Raw genomic sequence first — 19,484 nt, 5'->3', positions numbered from 1 at the left:
TATTACTAATTATCATCCTACTATTTTTTCACAATTTGTAAAGTTTTTAAGGAACATTCATAATAATTAATTTTTTTAAATTAATTACAATCTATTACTACTATACGAATTCTCCCCCATCTACTATATGTAAGTACCACTTCTCTTATTCTTCTCTATCTATTTAAATTTAATTGAATAGTAAAAGAGCGTTTAAAAAAATAAATAATATATTTTTCAAACGCTCTTTTTTCTTATTTCTCTTCCGTTACATACGCCCACTTAAAGCTATATTCCGGACTGATGTTATGTTTCACAATTCCTTTTACATTCGGTTTCATTACATACGCTCTTCCTGTTTGATATAAAGGAACTAGTCCAGCATCTTCTTCAAGGAATAATTTTTCTGCTTTCCCTAACGTTTCCCAACGCTTCTTCGCATCACCCATTAATTCATTACCTGCTTTTTGTACCATTTCGTCGTATTTTGCATTTGAATAACTCATTTGGTTATATGGGCTCTTCGATTCAAACATATCAATAAATGTCATTGGATCCGCATAGTCTGGACTCCAACCTGCATAAGAAATTTCATAATCTTGTGCAGTCTCTAATTTTAATTTTTGTTTGAACGGCTGAATTTTTGTATTAATTGTTACACCTTTTAAATTCTTCTCAATTTGATCTTTAACATAATCAGCAATCTTTTTCGCAGTTCCATCATCATAGCTTAGTAATTCAATTGTAACTTGATCTTTTCCAAGTTCTTTTTTCGCTGCTTCCCAAGCTGCTGCACCTTTTTTCGGATCATATTTCAGACCATTTTTAAATGTATCTTGGTAATCTTTACCGTCTGGTCCTGTCGCAAGTCCTTTTGGTACTAATTGATCTGTTGCTTTTGAACCATTATTTAAAATAACGTTTGCCAGTCCTTTTTTATCAACCGATAATGCAATTGCTTCACGAAGCTTTTTGCTCTTTAACGGCGTATCTTGTCCGTTACGCTTTTGATTTAAACGTAAGAAGAATGTACTTGATTCTGCATACTCGCCATATTCTTCTTTGTTCGATTTATATTTATCTACAAACTCTCCTGATAGTAGTGTGAAATCAATTGACCCTGTATCATATAAGTTTACTTTCGTCGCAACTTCTTTCACTACACTATAGTTAATTTCTTCTAATTTTACAGTCTTCTTATCCCAATACTTATCATTTTTCTTTAGCTGCCATCCTTGTTCATGTTTCCATGAAGACATCACGAACGGCCCGTTATACACCGTTGTATCTGCTTCTAAACCGTACTTATCGCCTTTTTCTTTTACGAATTTTTCATTTAACGGATAGTATGACGGGAATGCTAGTAAATTCAAGAAATATGGTACTGGCTTTTCCAATTCTACCTCTAGTGTATAATCATCTACTGCTTTTGCCCCCAAATCTGTTAGAGGTTTTTCACCTTTATTAATTGCTTCTGCGTTTTTAATATAGTAAGCAATAAATGCGTATTCTGACGCTGTATTTTTATCGAGTAAGCGCTGCCATGCAAATACGAAATCTTTCGCTGTTACAGGATCACCATTTGACCATTTTGCATCTTTACGTAATTTAAATGTATATTTTTTGCCATCCTCGCTTTTCGTACTAGATTCTGCAGCAGCTGGGATTGGCTTATTATCTTTATCAAGACGATATAATCCTTCCATCGTGTTCCCTAAAATTTGTGACCCTAACGTATCAGTAGATTTAGACGTATCCATCGTCGGAATTTCTTGATTCTCTGTACGATTTAATACTTGTTTTGCTGCGTATTTAATTTCGGATTTGTTCTCTTCCCCACCACCATTAGACGTCGTAGTTGTTTTCTTCTCCCCACCAGATCCAGAACACGCTGTCAACGCCATACTCATCGCTAAAACTGGCGCTACAACCGCCGTGAACTTTTTCATCTTTTTCTTCATTTTTGTACCCTCCCCAATTATATGTACGAAACTAATTTTGAGAGATTTTCTAATAACTAGTTATCAGAAAATTCTTATTAATTAATATTCTACTAACTTTTCTGTTTTTGTAAAGTTATTTTTAAAATATTCTAAAAATTATTTTTTTGTGATAGTAAAAGGTATTTTTCACAATTGTTACTATACAAATTATTTATATCTATGGGTTCATTTACATTTAACCCCATAATAAAAGAGCATTCCAAAAGTAAATAGTCTACTTTTGGAATGCTCTATCATTTTATCTTTCTATTGTGGACAACGAGATTCTCACTACAAAATAAGCTAAGAAACTTATATACATCCACTTAAATATAGCCTCACTGCTTAAAAATTATTTTCCATCTTTTTCAGTCATATATGCCCACTTGAAGCTATACTCTGGGCTAATGTTATGGTGAACGATGCCTTTTGCATTTGGTTTTTGAACGTATGCATCACCACGTTGGTATAAAGGTACAAGTGCTACATCTTGCTCAAGAAGTAATTTCTCAGCTTTTCCTAGCTCTTCCCAACGTTTCTTCGCGTCACCCATTAATTCTCCACCAGCTTTTTTGATCATATCATCATATTTTGAATCAGCGAAGCTCATTTGGTTATGAGAATGATTAGACTGGAACATATCTAAGAATGTCATTGGATCAGCGTAGTCAGGTCCCCAACCAGCATATGATAAATCATACTCTTGCTCTGTTTCTAATTTCAGTTTTTGTTTGAATGGCTGAAGTTTAATGTTAACTGTTACACCTTTTAAGTTTTTCTCGATTTGGTCTTTTACATATTCCCCAACTTTTTTCGCATTACCAGTGTCATAGTTTAATAGCTCAATTGTAACTTGGTCTTTTCCAAGTTCTTTTTTCGCTTCATCCCATGCAGCTGCTGCTTTTTTCGCATCTGGTTTGATACCGTTTTTAAATGTTTCTTGGAAGTCTTTACCGTCTGGTCCAGTTGCTAATCCTTTTGGTACTAAGAAGTCCGCAGGCTTAGATCCATCATTTAAAATAACGTTTGCTAAATTCTTTTTATCGATTGATAATGCGATTGCTTCACGTAATTTTTGGCTCTTTAACGGTGTATCTTGTCCACCACGTTTTTGGTTCATACGTAAGAAGTAAGTACTTACTTGTGAGTATGTGCCAAACTCTTCTTTGTTGCTTCTATACTTATCAACGAATTCACCTGTTAATAGCGCGAAATCAATTGCATTTGTATCATATAAGTTTACTCTTGTAGCTACTTCTTTTACTACACTATAGTTAATTTCATCTAATTTTACAGTCTTTTTATCCCAATATTGATCGTTTTTCTTTAGTTTCCAGCCTTGCTCGTGCTTCCAATCAGTAAGAACGAACGGTCCGTTATATACTGTTGTATCAGACTCTAAACCGTATTTATCCCCTTTTTCTTTTACGAACTTCTCATTTAATGGATAGTACGATGGGAATGCTACTAAGTTTAAGAAGTATGGTACTGCTTGTTCTAATTCAACTTCAAAAGTAAGGTCGTCTACTGCCTTTACTCCTAGTTCTGTTACAGGTTTTTCCCCTTTATTAACGGCTTCTGCATTTTTAATTGGGAATGCAATGAATGCATACTCAGCAGCTGTTTTTGGGTCTAATAGACGTTGCCATGCATATACGAAATCTTTCGCTGTTACAGGATCACCATTTGACCATTTTGCATCTTTACGTAATTTGAATGTATATTTTTTACCATCCTCACTCTTCGTGCTTGACTCTGCCGCAGCTGGGATTGGTTTGTTATCTTTATCTAATCGATATAAACCTTCCATTGTGTTCCCTAAAATTTGAGAACCTAATGTATCGGTATTTTTAGAAGTATCCATTGTCGGAATCTCATTTGTTTCAGTACGATTTAGTACTTGTTTCGCTGCTAATTTTTCTTCTGATTTGCTATCTCCGCCAGAGCTAGAGTTTGTGCTTGTCTTCTTATCTCCACCTGATGTAGAACATGCTGTTAATGCCATACTCATTGCTAAAACTGGTGCTACAACTGCTGTTAATTTTTTGATTTTTTTCTTTTTCACTTTCTGTACCCTCCCTAATTCTTAACGCTCTCATTTAAGAATTTTCTGATAATTCTGTTTTTCTTTATATATTTATCAGAAGATTCTTATTAACTATTATTCTACTAATTTTTTGAGTTTTGTAAAGTGTTATTATTGAAAATTTTTAAAAAATTATTTTTTTACAGTAATATTCATAAAAATTCCATAATCTTTTGAAACACTATATCTCATTGAATTCTATGCATTGATTTAATAACCTTTATATCCTTCCACTATAAAACACTTGTAAATTATTGTTAATAAATAATGTATATCGTAACAAAGCTCTTTTCTACAAAAATAAAAAAGCAGACATTATGCCTGCTTTAATTCTCCTCAATCTGCTTTTCACTTAATCCTAGATGTGTTCTAAGAGTATTACTCAAACTCTGTAGATCTTTTTTATTAGGGTTATAATAATATACACGATTCCCATTTGGACCGTTAGGTAAGTATAAATCATCACCAGCTAATTGTATTTTTTCAACTGAACCGTTTAAACCGTATTTATAAAAAGATAAAATATCATCCATTACTAAGTTTGTTTTAAAATCGCCGTCAACTGCCTCAACTATTTTTTCTAGCTTCGTAATTGATCCTACACTTTTTAATTTACTTAACATCGCTTCAATAACAAGCTGTTGACGCTGACCTCTCATTGCATCACTATCAATATGACGCGTTCTTGCCAGTGCAAGTGCTTCTTCCCCTGTTAATGTTTGTAGTCCTTTTTTCAAATGGATTGCGTCAGGTTCATCTTTACTATTTTGCTCTGTAAATTCAACTGGGACATTTACTTCAATCCCATCTAATCCATCCACAATTTTAGTAAATGCATTAAAATTAAACTTCACAAAATAATCAACAGGCACTTGTAACAATTTTTCTACCGCTTCCACTGAAGCTTGCGGTCCTCCATCTTTACCATTTTTAACGAAACCACTTCCATATGCATGCGTTATTTTATCTTTTTTCTTTTCTACTGGTACATATGTGTATGTATCACGTGGTATGCTCGTTAATTTCACAGTCTTATCATCTTTATTAAAAGTAGCTAACAGTAGTGCATCTGTATGAAATGCACCATTATACTCCTTTTGTCGTTCTGGATTTTCATCAATTCCCATAATTAAAAGTGAAACATTATTGGTGATCGGTTTTACAGTTTCCTCACGTAATTTTGATTTTTCACCACGTGCTAAATTAACATTTGATTTTTGTACGAGATTAGAAGTTTTCATATATACGTAAGTACCATATCCAACTCCGCCAAATAGTAATATTGCTAACAATACACTTATTATTGTTGTCTTTTTATATTTTCGCTTATTTTTCTTTTCTCTTGAAGAAGAGTGATTCTCCATATCGTTTCCTCCGTTTTCTATTCATCTAATATATTTTTCAATTTCTCATAATTAGCGCTTTCCTTTTGAAATGCATTCTCTTTCAATCCTTTGTTTATTTGTATCCATTCGGTCGTGATTGAATATTGAATCATACCTTCGTGGAAACTAAGGAACTTGAGCATAATCCCTGTATTTTTCTCTACAACCATTTCAAATTTCCCTCTTAAATCTTCAGATGTACTTACAGGCATTTCTATATTTATTGTCCCTTCTATTTTGTAGCAATCCAGTCCAAGATACTTCGTTTCTTTATAATTCCAATCTTTATATCGAATTAATAGATCCGCAAATTCTGATTGAATACTATACTTCGCGAATCCCACATATTCATCATCATATCTTTTTTTCTCACCCGATTTTCTCAATAACCTTTCCGTAGGATTTAATTTTAATAGTTCATTGTTTCTTTCTTTCGAGCTCCATTTTGTCTCTTTATATGTATACTTCTCATCATCAAATTCTTTTTTCTTGCCCTCGTTATATATAAGTGTTCGTTTTTTCGATAGCTTATCTTCTTTCGAAGAGATACCTCTTTGTTCCTCCGTATCAATCGTATATTTGTATGTTGTAGCAATTCTTGACGAACTAGAATATTCCTCAAATTGTCCTGAAATATTTTTAAAATGATCAATGGAATCTAGCATCTTTTCATGAATCTTTTCTTTCTCTGGATAATTTACGTTCGATTTCATTTCCTCTTCATTTTCATAATCCGAAAACGCCTTTTTCTTTACATATTCAAATACTCCGCCGTTTTGAGCAAAAATTTGATCAGAAAACTCCGACATAGACACAATAGAAAGCGCTAGAACAGCAGCACTTATAACCACCATATAAACTCTGTAACCTTTCTTTTTTACCGGAAGATTATGTAGTGTACCATTAATCTTTTCATTTAACTCTGGCGGCACTATAACATTCTCTTCTTTTATTCTCTTTTTTAATTTCTCATCAAATAATTTTTCATCATCCATCCTTTGCACCCCCTATTCCATCTTTAATCGTTTCTGTAGTTGTTCCCTCGCGCGCGACAATCTCGATTTCACTGTTCCTTTTGGTATTTCTAAAAGCTTCGCAATGCTATCTTGATTCATATCTTCATAGTAATACAGCACCGTAACAGCTCTTAATTCTTCATGTAACGATTGAATCGCATTACACAAATCTATATCTTCATACTGATCACACGCGCTCATATTGTAATCATTCTCTTCTGTCACAATTATATTTTTATACGCTCTAATAATATTGTTACACTCATTCATTAAAATTCGAATTAACCAAGTTTGAAAAAACTCTTCTTTCTTTAATTTTTTTATATTTTCATAGGCTTTTAAAATTGTCGTCTGTATCGCATCCTCTATATTTGTCTCATCACGTAACATAGCCTTTGCTATTCGGTACATCTTCACTTTTTCTGTATGTATAAGCGCCATAAACGCTTCATGATCACCTTTTTTCGCTAAAGAAACATCGGTTTCTTCTTTTATAATCATTTTATATAAAGGGATTACTTTCACAATTGCTCCTCCTGTTTCATCCTCACTTCAAATTTAACTTTACATGTATTAGACGGATGAGCCTAGAAAAAGGTTCATTTTTTTGAATATTTTCATAAAAAAAGGTAAACATTCTTCATGTTCACCTTTACTCAGACGTAATCCTTAAGAAATATCCATCTGGATCTACAACTTTAAATCCTCTCATCTCCCATGAATATGTTTGAATCTCTTCTTGTATCTTGCATCCCTTCTCTTTACAACGTTCATATACATCTTCAAGTCGGTCGACAACGATAATTAGTTCAAAGCCATTTCCCTTCATTTCTTTTCGATTGTAAAAATAGTGATTTTCATTCAATGTATAATCATTAGCTAGTAATAGAGAAAACTGATCGTGATTGAATCGTGCTGCATGCATACTTCTTTTATACAACTTTAAACCAATTATTTGTTCATAAAACAATATTGATTTTTCAATATCATTTACATATAACTGAACCCAGAACAAATGATTCATTCGTTTCCTCCTCATCAAAAAAGTCCACTCATATAGTGGACTTTCTACTCTATAACGGTAAATCCCTCTTCCTAAACACCACAATCGCTACGATGAAAATACAAAGAGTTCCAGCAGTTAAACCTATACTTACCGGCCATATATTATACGTTCCTTCAGCAATTTCTTTTGGACGAAACAGTGTAAATAACGATAGACTTTTCATCCACTCTAACTTATCACTTAATTTACCTACCATATCTAATGCGAAAAATAAGATAGTTAAACTTGCTGAGTAGCTCAGTGCCTTTCTTTCGTCATTACATATACAAGAAAAGAAAAACGAATACGCACTAACAACTAAAAATATGAGCCCCCCGACTATATTTATCTTCAAAAATAGTTCTTTATTTAAGTTATTATCTTGTAAAAACCATTCTGCACCTACTATACCCGCTACATACGTAACAGATACAATAATCAGTAGTCCCAATATGAGAACAGCAGCTTGCGTGATTGCAATTTGTACTCTAGATACAGGTGTCGCTAATAAATATGCCATCGCTCCTTTATCTACATGCCGTGCCATTAAATGTGTCGCAACTGTAACGCAAAAAATTGTTAATATGATAATAAACAATAGACTATAGTACTCACCAGCTAAAAAATCCATCACATTTTGAATTGGACTTTCCATACCAACAATTTTTTTCACACTATCAGGCATAGCACTTATTAATTCATTTAACCCTTTCGCTGATACCATTGAAGGGAATATCCAAATTAATAACCATAAATAAAGAGCTGCACCAGTTGCGTAACTCAAAATACTTTTTTGTGTCTCTTTCAAACTAGCTAAAAACAATTGCTTATTCATGCTTTACCCCTTCTTTCTTATCGTAATAATGCATAAATAAATGTTCTAAATCCATTGCTCTCGTTTGAAGTGCCGTTACATTATAGTTTGAAAGTGTTTGTAAAACCGTTTGATAGTTTCCTTGTACAATAATCGATGCTTCTCTACCTTTCACCGCTTCAAATTGCAAATCACACTTTGTAAGAGACTCAATTTCTTCTTGCGACGATACTGTTACATCTATCACTTGTCGTCTCATGCTTTGTAAATCATGAATATTTTCAACTGTTACAAGGCGCCCATCTTTAATAATCGCTACTCGGTCACATGTACGCTCAATCTCCGTGAATATATGTGAAGACATAAGAATCGTTTTTCCTCTTTGCTTTTCCTCTAATATTAAATCTATAAACACTTGCTGCATAAGTGGATCGAGTCCCGATGTCGGTTCATCTAAAATTAACACTTCCGGATCATGCATAAAAGCAGCAACAATTCCTACTTTTTGCTTCATTCCTTTAGACATTTTTCGAATCGGTGTTTTCACATCGAATTGCAGACGTTCTATTAGTTCATCACGTCTTTTCGTATCCTTTAGCCCACGCATTCCTTGCATTAACTTTAAAAACTCTAATCCGTTCATTCCTTCAATAAAAGAAATTTCTCCCGGTAAATATCCGACTTGTCTTTGAATTTTCGCTGCTTCATTCCAACAATCTAATCCGAAAATTGATGATTTTCCATCTGTCGGTTTTATAAATCCCATTAAATTACGAATTGTTGTGGATTTCCCGGCACCATTTGGTCCTAAGTAGCCAAAAACTTCTCCTTCTTTTACATCAAAGGTTATATGAAACAAACCTTTTCCATTTGAAAACTGTTTTGTGACATTTTGAACTGAAATCATAATTCCACCTCATTTTTTGAAATATTTAATATGTGATATTTCAAAATCATTGTACTCCTCATCTTTCATATTCGCAACAACTTTTTGAAATATTTATATGTCCATATTTCAAAAATATTGTTTTCACCTATATTTTCTTGTATATTTTTATTGAGGTGATTGTATTGAACGGATTTGAAAAAGTGAAAGAAAAGAAAAAACGTGCCATTAAAGATGCGGCCTTTAAATTATTTTCAGAACGTGGATTTAATGAAGTGAAAATAGAACATATTGCAAAAAAAGCTAACGTTTCTCAAGTTACCATTTATAATCATTTTGGAAGTAAAGATGCGTTATTTAGGGAGCTTATACAAGAATTTATCATATCTGAATTTCAATATTATAAAGAGCTTGCTGAAGAAAAATTACCCTTTCATGATATGATGCAAAAAATGATTGTAAGAAAAATGAATACTGGCGGGTTATTTCAGCCTGATATGTTACTACAAATGATGCAAAGAGATGAAATTCTCCGAGAGTTTATTTATAGTTATCAAAATGAAAAAATACTGCCATGGTATTTAGAAATATTAGAACAAGCACAGCGCAATAATGAAATTAATCCTCATCTTACTAAAGAAATGATGTTACTTTACATTCAAATGTTTACTAAATTAGGTGATGATTTCGGGGCACAGCTTCTTGAAGGAGATCGTGAAAAACATATACAAGATATCGTTACGATGTTCTTTTATGGACTGTCCGTCCCAGAAAAATAATTTTTCCTACAGAACAAATAAAATCAACAAAAAGCCCTTTGGATATTGAAATCTCGAGGGCTTTTTCATGTCAAAAAAACGACTAAAACAAACTTTAACTTAAAAAAGTTAAATGCTGCTTAATAGATAACACCTTATTGTAGATTAACTCTTTTAGCATAACAGGCTGAATTGAAATAATCGTTTCACCGAAATTCAGAAAATAACTTGAAATAAAATCAAATTCTTGCTTGTTAAAATAGCCTGTTATAGTATAGTTTTCATTTTCTTTTTGTATCCTCATGGAAGGATAATTCTCTTTATCGAAAATATCTTTTCCTTTTTGATTAACGATGACACGAAAATCAATTGCATCAGGCTTTCTGTGAAAAGTAGTAAGGTAACTTAGTAATTCTTCAAGATTTTTTGAATTCGTATTGCTTGTTTCCACAATAGAAAGAATTTTATCACATCTAAGTATTTGAACATTATTTGTCTCAAAATTAAAGATTTTAGCATACCACTGGCCAAATTTAGATTCTATTCGAATAAATTGGGCGACTAATACTTTCTCCTCATCTTTTTTTAAATATGTTAAATGATAAACTTGCTCAGCAAAAATCCCTTGTAAAATTTCTTTTAAGAACGGACTAAAATTACTATGATTTGTTACTTCAAAAGAAAGCGTTCGTTCCATAATTGAAATATTTTTACGCACATTATCAGGTAATACATGTTTAAATTTATTTTCAAGAGCAATACTTTCTATATTGAATGGTTTTGTCTTGTATCCATTTAATGTAAGAACCGAAAAGTATAACGCATACATTTCATCCACACTAAAATAAATTGGTGATAACACACTATTTTCTATAATTTTATAACTTCCATTTCTACCTAATTCAGAATATATTGGCACACCTATTTCTTCCAATGATTGAATATCTCGTAAAGCAGTACTTTTAGAAATATCATATCTAGCCATTAAATCTTTTAAATTAAAATATCTTTTATTATTTAAGAAAATAAGCATGTCATTTATTCGTTCCGTTTTTTTCATATTCCCCTCCTGAAAGGTGTCATGTATTGAAACCTTTTTAGTCTATATTATAATTATTAACTAATAAAGGAGTTATAAATTTATGACATTAGAAATAGCTATTTTTCTTTCAATGAATGGGCAAGCAAAGGAGGCAATTAACTTTTATACACGTAATTTAGAAGCAAAGAAGCTAATGGTTGTTACGTATGAAGAATTGGCCAAAAGAGATCGTTCTTTTAAAATTACAAGTGAAAATAAAGATTATATTGCTCACTCTGTTTTACAAATCGGGAATACAAAGCTAATGATAGCAGAAGATACAATGAAGCCTAATGAACGTTATAACGTTGGAAATAACATGTCGCTTTGCATTCAAAGCGCTAATTTAGAAGAAATACAAAGATTTTATAATAATTTAATTTCTAATAAGCATGTGAAAATAATCTCTCCGTTAGAAAAAAATATATTTAGTGAAGCATATGGGATTATTGAAGATCCTTACGGTATACAAATTCAGTTAATGTATGACAAGCGATTAAACTAAATAATTAGTCATATTCACATATGCCTAATAAAAAAAGACACGAAATTCGTGTCTTTTTTTATTTTACATTGATGACTCTACCCGTTTCACTACTTTCAATCGCTAATTGAATAAGTCGAATAACTTCCAAGCCTTCTTGTGCTGTTACAGGTGGTTTCTCACCGTTTACAATACTATCTCTTACACCTTTATAATACATGTCATAACAGCCAACTTCTGTCGAAATACGCTCTAGCTTTTCTTCCGTATCTAAAGTAGCAAAATTCTCTTCAGCGTCTACTCCATAACCGTTATCGCCTGGCTTCATTCCATTTTTTAATTGTTCTTCCTGTGAATCCATACCGTATTTCACGATAGAACCTTTATCTCCATGCAGTGTAAAGTGTGGACCTGCTTGCTTTACGTAACTGCTACTATGTAAAGTGACACGTTTAACACCGTAGTGGAGTATAACATGGAAGTAATCATCAATTTCTGCACCTGGTCGTTGTTTGATTACATCTGCACTTATCGCATCTGGTTTCCCAAATAATGATAATGCTTGGTCAATTAAATGCGATCCTAAATCATATAATATACCTGATCCTGGTAAATTCTTTTCTCTCCAGCGATCACGTACATGTGGACGAAAACGATCGAAATGTGCTTCATATGCGTATAGATTCCCTATTCTGTTTTCTTCTAACAATCTCTTTATCGTTAAGAAATCATTATCAAAACGGCGATTATGATATACGCTTAACACCACATTGTGCTGTTTTGCTAATGAAATTAGTTCTTCGCCTTCTTCAATTGAAACAACGAATGGCTTCTCCACAACTACATGCTTACCATGTAAAATGGCTTCTTTTACATATGGAAAATGAGTTGTATTCGGTGAAGTAATCACCACTAAGTCAATATCAGCACGTTTTACTAATTCTTCAATTGTGCCAACAACTTCAGCATTTGGTAATGCTTGTTTCACGAGTTCTTCTTTTGATGATAAAATAGCACGAATATCATATTCTTCTATCGTTTGTAATAATGGAATGTGAAATGTTGTACTAGAAAATCCAAATCCTACAATCCCTACACCTATTTTTTTCATGTTGCCCCTCCATTTATCCCGCTTTAACGGACAGTAAGACCCCCTACCTCAAAATTCAGCGAAAGTAAAGAATTTAGTTGAGGAATCAACTGCTCGTAAAAGTCCGATTGATTAAAGTTTCACTTTATGAGAACGATTTCATTCAGTTATTATAACAAGATTATTATTATTTACATAATAATTTGCCTAGAAAAAAGCATCTTGCCATTATCCATAGCAAGATGCTTTTTTTATTCCGGTCGTTTTTTTGTCCACGTTTCAATAACTTCACCTGTATCGTTAACATCTAGCACTAAACTACCGTTACTATACCGGTCTTTATTTCGATACGCTTTCGGATCAATTTCTTCTACGATGTGTTTCTCTGTCTTCATGTAAACTAGTTCATCTTCTCTAACAATTTCAATACCGACAATACGGTATGGATTACGTTTTAACTCTTTGAAAATAACAAGACCTCGCTTCGCCCTCGTTGATTTCTCAATTTCTGATGCTTTTAGACGTTTTACAGCACCGCGCTGCGTAACGAGAATAAGTTGATCTTTGTCACCATTTAACGGTTTACCAGAAGCGACATAATCATCTTCTTTTAAGTTAATTGCTTTCACACCAGCGGCCCTTACACCGACTGGACTTACTTCATCTTCATGGAAAATAAGTGCATATGCACCATAGGTTGCTAGAACAATATCACTCGTTCCATCTGTTGCAAATATATCTACAACATAATCATCTTTTTTCAAATTCACAGCGACGAACGCTCTTGAATAACGCTGAACTTTATATTGGTTTAATTCTGTTTTCTTAATCATACCATTTCGTGTAACAAATACGATAAATCGTTTTTCTTCTTCAAAATTCGGTACGACGGTCGCCCAAATAATCATTTCATCCCGCTCGAGTGAAACGAGATTCGCAACGTGTTGACCTAAATCTTTCCAACGAATTTCTGGCATTTCATATACTGGCAGATATATATAGTTTCCTTTATTCGTAAATAAGAGGACTGTTTCTGTCGTATTCGTATCGAATCGCTCCAGTAAGATGTCACCCTCTTTCATACCGAAGTCTTTTCCGTTCGATGCATTATGTGAACGCCAACCTGTTCGTTTCACATATCCTTCTTTCGTTACAGTAACGATGACATCTTCCTGAGGAATCATCACTTCCACATCGATTTTAATTTCCTCAATTTGTTCTTCAATAATAGCACGGCGATCATCACTATATGTTTTCTTTACTCTCTTCAAATCTGTTTTAATAACTTGAAGAAGTCTTTTTTCACTTTGTAAAATTGCCTGTAATTCTGCAATTTTTGTACTTAATTCATCCGCTTCTTTTTCTAGTGCTGTAATATCTGTATTTGTTAAACGATATAATTGCAACGAAACGATTGCTTCTGATTGTGCTTCTGTAAAGCCGAATTTAGCACTTAAGTTATCTTTCGCATTACGCTTATCTTTAGAAGATCTAATCGTTTCGATTACTTGATCTAAAATTGATAATGCTTTCATTAAACCTTCAACAATATGTTGACGATTTTCCGCTTTTCGTAATTCATACTGAGAACGCTTTGTTACAACTTCTTTTTGGTGTCCAATATATGCATCCAAAATTTTTGGTAACGTCATAAGTGTAGGACGACGATTATTTATCGCAACCATATTAAAGTTATATGGAATTTGTAAATCTGTATTCTTATATAAATAATTTAAAATACCTTCAGCATTTACTTCTTTTTTTAACTCTACAACGATACGAAGACCTGTACGATCTGTCTCATCACGTACTTCAGCAATTCCATCTAGTTTTTTATCTAGACGTAATTCATCCATTTTCTTAACAAGGTTTGCTTTATTTACTTCATACGGAATTTCTGTAATAACGATTTGTTGCTTCCCACCACGAATCGTTTCAACTTCTGCTTTCCCCCGAATAATAATTTTACCTTTCCCTGTTTCGTACGCTTTTTTAATACCATCAATCCCTTGAATAATACCACCTGTCGGGAAATCCGGTCCTTTCATAACTGTTAATAAATCATCAATCGTACTATTCGGCTTATCAATACGCATCATGGTCGCATCAATTACTTCTCCAAGATGATGTGGAGGAATTTCTGTTGCATAACCAGCTGAAATCCCTGTCGATCCGTTCACTAATAAGTTGGGAAACATTGCCGGTAATACAACTGGTTCTTCACTCGTATCATCGAAGTTTGACACAAATTCTACTGTTTCTTTATCAAGATCACGTAATAACTCAGATGCGATTGGTGATAAACGCGCTTCTGTATAACGCATTGCCGCTGCTGGATCGCCATCAACACTACCATTATTACCATGCATTTCAACTAAAACATTACGTACTTTCCAAGTTTGACTTAAACGTACCATCGCCTCATATACAGAGGAATCACCGTGCGGATGGTAGTTACCGATAACATTACCAACCGTTTTAGCTGATTTACGAAACGCTTTATCATGTACATTTCCTTCTACATACATAGAATATAAAATACGTCTTTGTACCGGTTTTAAACCGTCACGCGCATCTGGAAGTGCGCGGTCTTGAATAATATATTTACTATAACGTGCAAAGCGGTCACCTAACACGTCTTCAAGCGGGAGGTCATGAAACTTCTCTGCTTGCATGTTATTCCACCTCCGTCTCCATAATCATTTCATTTTCTAAAATATTTCCTTCTTCTTGCATGCCAAATTGTACATTTCGTTCAATCCATTTACGACGTGGTTCTACCTTATCACCCATCAATGTCGTAACTCGGCGCTCAGCTCTTGATGCATCGTCAATTTTCACACGAATTAACGTACGTGTTTCAGGGTTCATCGTTGTTTCCCATAATTGATCGGCATTCATTTCGCCAAGTCCTTTATAACGCTGCAACATATAGCCTTTACCGACTTTTTTCGTTACACCATCTAATTCTTCATCAGACCATGCATACTCAATCACTTCACTCTTACCTTTTCCTTTACTTACTTTGTATAAAGGTGGGAGTGCAATAAATACTTTGCCAGCTTCGATAAGTGGTTTCATATACCTGTAGAAGAACGTTAGTAACAATACTTGAATATGCGCACCATCTGTATCGGCATCGGTCATAATTACAACTTTATCGTAGTTAATATCTTCAACAGCGAATTCATTCCCTACACCACCGCCAATAGCGTAAATGATTGTATTAATCTCTTCATTTTTAAAGATATCAGCTAGTTTTGCTTTTTCTGTATTGATTACTTTACCACGTAACGGTAATACCGCTTGGAAACGTCGGTCTCGACCTTGTTTCGCGGAACCACCGGCAGAGTCACCCTCTACTAGATACAGTTCATTTTTCTGTGGGTTACGTGATTGTGCAGGTGTTAACTTACCACTTAATGTACCTTCTGATTTCTTTTTCTTTTTACCAGTACGTGCTTCTTCTCTCGCTTTACGAGCAGCCTCACGTGCCTGCGCTGCTTTAACTGCTTTTCTCACAAGAAGTGTAGCAACATCTGGATTTTCTTCTAAAAAGTAAGCTAAATGCTCAGATACAATTGCATCAATTGAAGAACGAGCTTCACTTGTACCTAGTTTCCCTTTCGTTTGGCCTTCAAACTGAAGTACTTCTTCTGGTACACGTACAGAAACGATAGCCGCTACCCCTTCACGAATATCTGTACCTTCTAAGTTTTTATCTTTTTCTTTTAATAACGATACTTTACGAGCATACTCATTGAACACACGCGTCATTGCTGTTTTAAATCCAGCTTCGTGTGTTCCTCCATCTTTTGTACGTACGTTATTTACAAACGAAAGAATGTTTTCTGAATAGCCATCGTTAAACTGGAATGCTAACTCTGCTTCAATTCCGTTTTGTTCACCAGTGAAGTATACAACTGGATGAATCGAATCTTTTTCTTCGTTTAAGTATGAAACGAAAGCTTCGATTCCTGTTTCATAATGAAAGACATCTTCTAAATCATTTCGCTCATCTTTTATTGAGATTTTCATCCCTTTTAATAAGAATGCAGATTCACGTAATCTTTCACATAATGTTTCGTAATTGTAATTTGTTGTGCTGAAAATCGTCGTATCTGGTTTGAAATGCATTGTCGTACCAGATTCTTTCGTCTTTCCGATTTTCTCAAGCGTCGTTACAGGAACACCGCCATTTTCAAAGCGTTGTTCATAAATATTTCCGTCACGCTTAATCGTTACGACTAACCATTCAGATAAGGCGTTTACTACTGATGCCCCAACACCGTGTAAACCACCACTCGTTTTGTAACCACCTTGACCAAACTTACCACCAGCATGAAGTACAGTTAAAATAACTTCAGGTGTAGGTTTCCCAAGTTTATGCATTCCCGTAGGCATTCCTCGCCCTTTATCTATAACGCTAATACTATTATCTTTATGTATTACGACAGAAATTTCGTCGCCAAATCCCGCTAACGCTTCGTCAACGGAGTTATCTACTATTTCATATACTAAATGATGCAATCCACGGCTATCCGTACTCCCGATATACATACCCGGGCGTTTTCGAACGGCTTCAAGCCCTTCTAGCACTTGAATTGCATCTTCATTATATTGGAACTGATGCTTTGCCAAACTCCTTGCCCCTTTCCTAATCAAATCAGAACATATGTTTCTATTATAGAATAACGCCTCGACTATAGTTTTGGCAAGTTATCTTATCTCTTTTATATACCATTTTCAATAGAAAAATCCTTGTTTTTTCACAAGGATTCCTCTAGGCTACTATTTCAGAAAAATAATCGTTTGTCAACGAGAAATGGATATGTATGCCAAGATTACACATTCCAAGCCTTTATCATGATCCAAATGATCAATATCCAAAATGGGATAACGAGTAATAATCCCCAAAAACAGCCTTTAAAAAATCTCATGATGAACACCTCGTTCATCGGCCCTACTTACCTACTAATGAGGGCTGAATCAATCTTTCTACCTTTAATTCTATACTATTTTGTCATCGCATGTTCTACTTTAATACAACGATCCATTATTACAGTATAGCCTTTTTCTTTTAAAAGTTTATATGTATCTTCATCTTGTACTCCTAATTGTGCCCAAAAAACATCTGCATCAATCTCTACAAACTCTTTCGCAACATCCATTAAAAATTCTGAACGGCGGAATACATTTACAATATCAACATGTTCCTTAATATCCTTTAGTGAAGAAATTGCTTTTTCTCCAAGCACCTCATCTACTGTTGGGTTTACTGGAATAATGCGATACCCTGCATCTTGCATTGCTTTTGAAACCATATACGATGTACGTCCTGGTTTATCCGATAATCCAACAACTGCAATCGTTTTGCTTTTCTTTAATACTTCACCAATTTCCGTACGAGTTGGGTTTTCAATTGTCATAATTTATCCCTCCTATTCCTTTAGTATAGCCGATAAAGAAAGTCTCTTTCAATATGAAAGAGACTTTCTTTTATTTCAATTATTGATTCTTTGTAGCTGAATTATCTGCTAAAGTAGCTGTTTTCGTCATTTTTTGACCGTTACGATAGAATGTAACTTCTACTTTCTCGCCTACTTTTTTCTTTTCATATAAATATTTACGGAATTGAAGTGAATTTTCTACTTTTTGATCATCTAATGATACTACAATATCATATTGCTCTAAACCAGCTTTTTCTGCAGGTGATATTGGGTAAATTTTACCTAATACAACGCCGTTTGTTACTTCTTTCGGTACTTTCAATTGATTTACTGCATAAGCTTGCACATCTTCTAATGAAACGACACCTACTCCAAGAGCTGGACGTTTCACCACTCCGTCTTTTTCAAGCGATTCAATAACTGGCTTTGCAATATTAATTGGAATAGCAAATCCAATTCCTTCAACTTCTTGTTGTGCAATTTTACTTGAATTAATCCCAATTATTTCACCATTTTGGTTAAACAACGCACCACCACTATTACCTGGGTTAATTGCTGCATCTGTTTGAATAACTTGAGCATTCCAATCTGCACGTTTATCGCCATCGATATCTACTGGAATTTCACGCTCTTTACTACTAATAATCCCTTCCGTTACACTTCCATCAAACCCTAGTGGGTTACCGATTGCAATTGCTTTTTCACCAGCACGGATTTTACTAGAATCACCTAACGTTGCAACTTTATTTACATTAGCCCCATCAATTTCAACAACAGCTAAATCTAACCAAGGATCTTTCCCTACTAGTTTTGCATCTACCTTTTTACCATCACTTAGTTTTACAGCAAGTTTATTTGCACCATCTACTACATGGTTGTTTGTTACAATATATGCTTTATTTCCTGATTTTTTATAAATAACACCTGATCCTGAACCAGCTTGTTGTTCTTGACCCGTCGGTTGCATTGCAAACGGATCTATACTTTGTTGCATATTAATAACACCTACAACAACATCTTTCGCGCCTTCAATCATACCAGGTAAATCAGTTTCATTTTTTGCTTTATTGACCACAGGAACTACAGTACCTTCAACTTTTGAATCCGAACTGAATGATGATACAGCCGCTCCATTATTTTGAGCCCATGGCATATATGGTGCCGCAAAACTAATTGTGACAGCCCCGACTACTGCTCCAACTAAACCTGTGAAAAAATATCCTTTTTTACTACCAGATTTTTTCATTTCTCTCGTTTCGCTATGCTCTTCATTTAAATTCGGTCCGTCGTAATATCCCATGTTTTATTTCCCCTCTCTGGTGAATTCGTACTTTCAGTATAGTCACAGCCTGTGTCCTTCTTGTGAACTCATCGTGAAATCCAATTAAAAAAATACTCTTATCTATCATTGTAGACAAGAAAAGTATT

The 19,484-nt window shown here is 34.0% G+C and carries 16 protein-coding genes; 2 read left to right on the top strand and 14 right to left on the bottom strand.

Annotated features, from left to right (window positions below; genetic code table 11):
• Positions 1-233 precede the first annotated feature (233 nt).
• The 8 genes from ACUN28_RS11525 to ACUN28_RS11490 all read right to left on the bottom strand — a co-directional run bounded on the left by ACUN28_RS11525 (position 234) and on the right by ACUN28_RS11490 (position 9,214).
• The gene (locus ACUN28_RS11525) at positions 234-1,940 is read right to left on the bottom strand and encodes a peptide ABC transporter substrate-binding protein (protein ID WP_000728453.1); all 1,707 of its coding nucleotides are present in this window, start codon (positions 1,938-1,940) and stop codon (positions 234-236) included.
• A 373-nt stretch (positions 1,941-2,313) separates the two neighbouring features.
• On the bottom strand, positions 2,314-4,026 hold the full coding sequence (locus ACUN28_RS11520) for a peptide ABC transporter substrate-binding protein (protein ID WP_016086840.1): 1,713 nt from the start codon (positions 4,024-4,026) through the stop codon (positions 2,314-2,316).
• A gap of 347 nt (positions 4,027-4,373) precedes the next feature.
• Positions 4,374-5,411 carry an LCP family protein gene (locus tag ACUN28_RS11515; protein WP_016086839.1) on the bottom strand — a complete coding sequence of 346 codons (1,038 nt, stop codon included), beginning with the start codon at positions 5,409-5,411 and terminating at the stop codon, positions 4,374-4,376.
• 17 nt (positions 5,412-5,428) lie between these two features.
• Positions 5,429-6,427, bottom strand: a complete 999-nt coding sequence (locus tag ACUN28_RS11510; protein ID WP_016086838.1) for a hypothetical protein — start codon at positions 6,425-6,427, stop codon at positions 5,429-5,431.
• A 12-nt stretch (positions 6,428-6,439) separates the two neighbouring features.
• The gene (locus tag ACUN28_RS11505) at positions 6,440-6,973 is read right to left on the bottom strand and encodes an RNA polymerase sigma factor (RefSeq protein ID WP_016086837.1); all 534 of its coding nucleotides are present in this window, start codon (positions 6,971-6,973) and stop codon (positions 6,440-6,442) included.
• A gap of 127 nt (positions 6,974-7,100) precedes the next feature.
• Positions 7,101-7,472, bottom strand: coding sequence for a VOC family protein (locus tag ACUN28_RS11500; protein WP_016086836.1), 372 nt, complete (start codon positions 7,470-7,472; stop codon positions 7,101-7,103).
• Between the two features lie 49 nt (positions 7,473-7,521).
• Positions 7,522-8,328 (bottom strand): ABC transporter permease subunit, encoded by an 807-nt coding sequence (locus ACUN28_RS11495; protein WP_016086835.1) that lies wholly within the window; start codon positions 8,326-8,328, stop codon positions 7,522-7,524.
• A complete protein-coding gene (locus ACUN28_RS11490) occupies positions 8,321-9,214 on the bottom strand; it encodes an ABC transporter ATP-binding protein (protein ID WP_016086834.1) in 894 nt (297 codons plus the stop codon). Before ACUN28_RS11490 ends, ACUN28_RS11495 begins: the two co-directional genes overlap by 8 nt.
• A gap of 164 nt (positions 9,215-9,378) precedes the next feature.
• Between ACUN28_RS11490 and ACUN28_RS11485 the strand changes: the two genes are divergently transcribed.
• Entirely contained in the window at positions 9,379-9,972 is a 594-nt protein-coding gene (locus ACUN28_RS11485) for a TetR/AcrR family transcriptional regulator (RefSeq protein WP_016086833.1), read from the top strand.
• 94 nt (positions 9,973-10,066) lie between these two features.
• Here the strand turns inward: ACUN28_RS11485 and ACUN28_RS11480 are convergent, their stop codons facing one another.
• Entirely contained in the window at positions 10,067-11,011 is a 945-nt protein-coding gene (locus ACUN28_RS11480; RefSeq protein ID WP_016086832.1) for a helix-turn-helix transcriptional regulator, read from the bottom strand.
• Positions 11,012-11,093: 82 nt separating this feature from the next.
• Here ACUN28_RS11480 and ACUN28_RS11475 point away from each other — a divergent pair, with 82 nt between their 5' ends.
• Positions 11,094-11,537, top strand: a complete 444-nt coding sequence (locus ACUN28_RS11475) for a VOC family protein (RefSeq protein WP_016086831.1) — start codon at positions 11,094-11,096, stop codon at positions 11,535-11,537.
• A gap of 58 nt (positions 11,538-11,595) precedes the next feature.
• Here the strand turns inward: ACUN28_RS11475 and ACUN28_RS11470 are convergent, their stop codons facing one another.
• The 5 genes from ACUN28_RS11470 to ACUN28_RS11450 all read right to left on the bottom strand — a co-directional run bounded on the left by ACUN28_RS11470 (position 11,596) and on the right by ACUN28_RS11450 (position 19,356).
• Positions 11,596-12,627 (bottom strand): oxidoreductase, encoded by a 1,032-nt coding sequence (locus ACUN28_RS11470; protein WP_016086830.1) that lies wholly within the window; start codon positions 12,625-12,627, stop codon positions 11,596-11,598.
• Between the two features lie 230 nt (positions 12,628-12,857).
• Positions 12,858-15,281: a DNA topoisomerase IV subunit A gene (gene parC / locus ACUN28_RS11465; RefSeq protein ID WP_016086829.1), complete on the bottom strand. Its 2,424-nt coding sequence runs from the start codon at positions 15,279-15,281 to the stop codon at positions 12,858-12,860.
• Position 15,282: 1 nt separating this feature from the next.
• A complete protein-coding gene (parE, locus tag ACUN28_RS11460; RefSeq protein ID WP_001062208.1) occupies positions 15,283-17,247 on the bottom strand; it encodes a DNA topoisomerase IV subunit B in 1,965 nt (654 codons plus the stop codon).
• 374 nt (positions 17,248-17,621) lie between these two features.
• Positions 17,622-18,035 (bottom strand): CoA-binding protein, encoded by a 414-nt coding sequence (locus tag ACUN28_RS11455; protein WP_016086828.1) that lies wholly within the window; start codon positions 18,033-18,035, stop codon positions 17,622-17,624.
• A 79-nt stretch (positions 18,036-18,114) separates the two neighbouring features.
• A complete protein-coding gene (locus ACUN28_RS11450) occupies positions 18,115-19,356 on the bottom strand; it encodes a S1C family serine protease (RefSeq protein ID WP_016086827.1) in 1,242 nt (413 codons plus the stop codon).
• Positions 19,357-19,484 lie beyond the last annotated feature (128 nt).

The organism is Bacillus sp. WC2507 (assembly GCF_052656125.1).
Note: the sequence above shows the minus strand (reverse complement) of the source record. Positions and strands in the feature narration are given on the sequence as shown.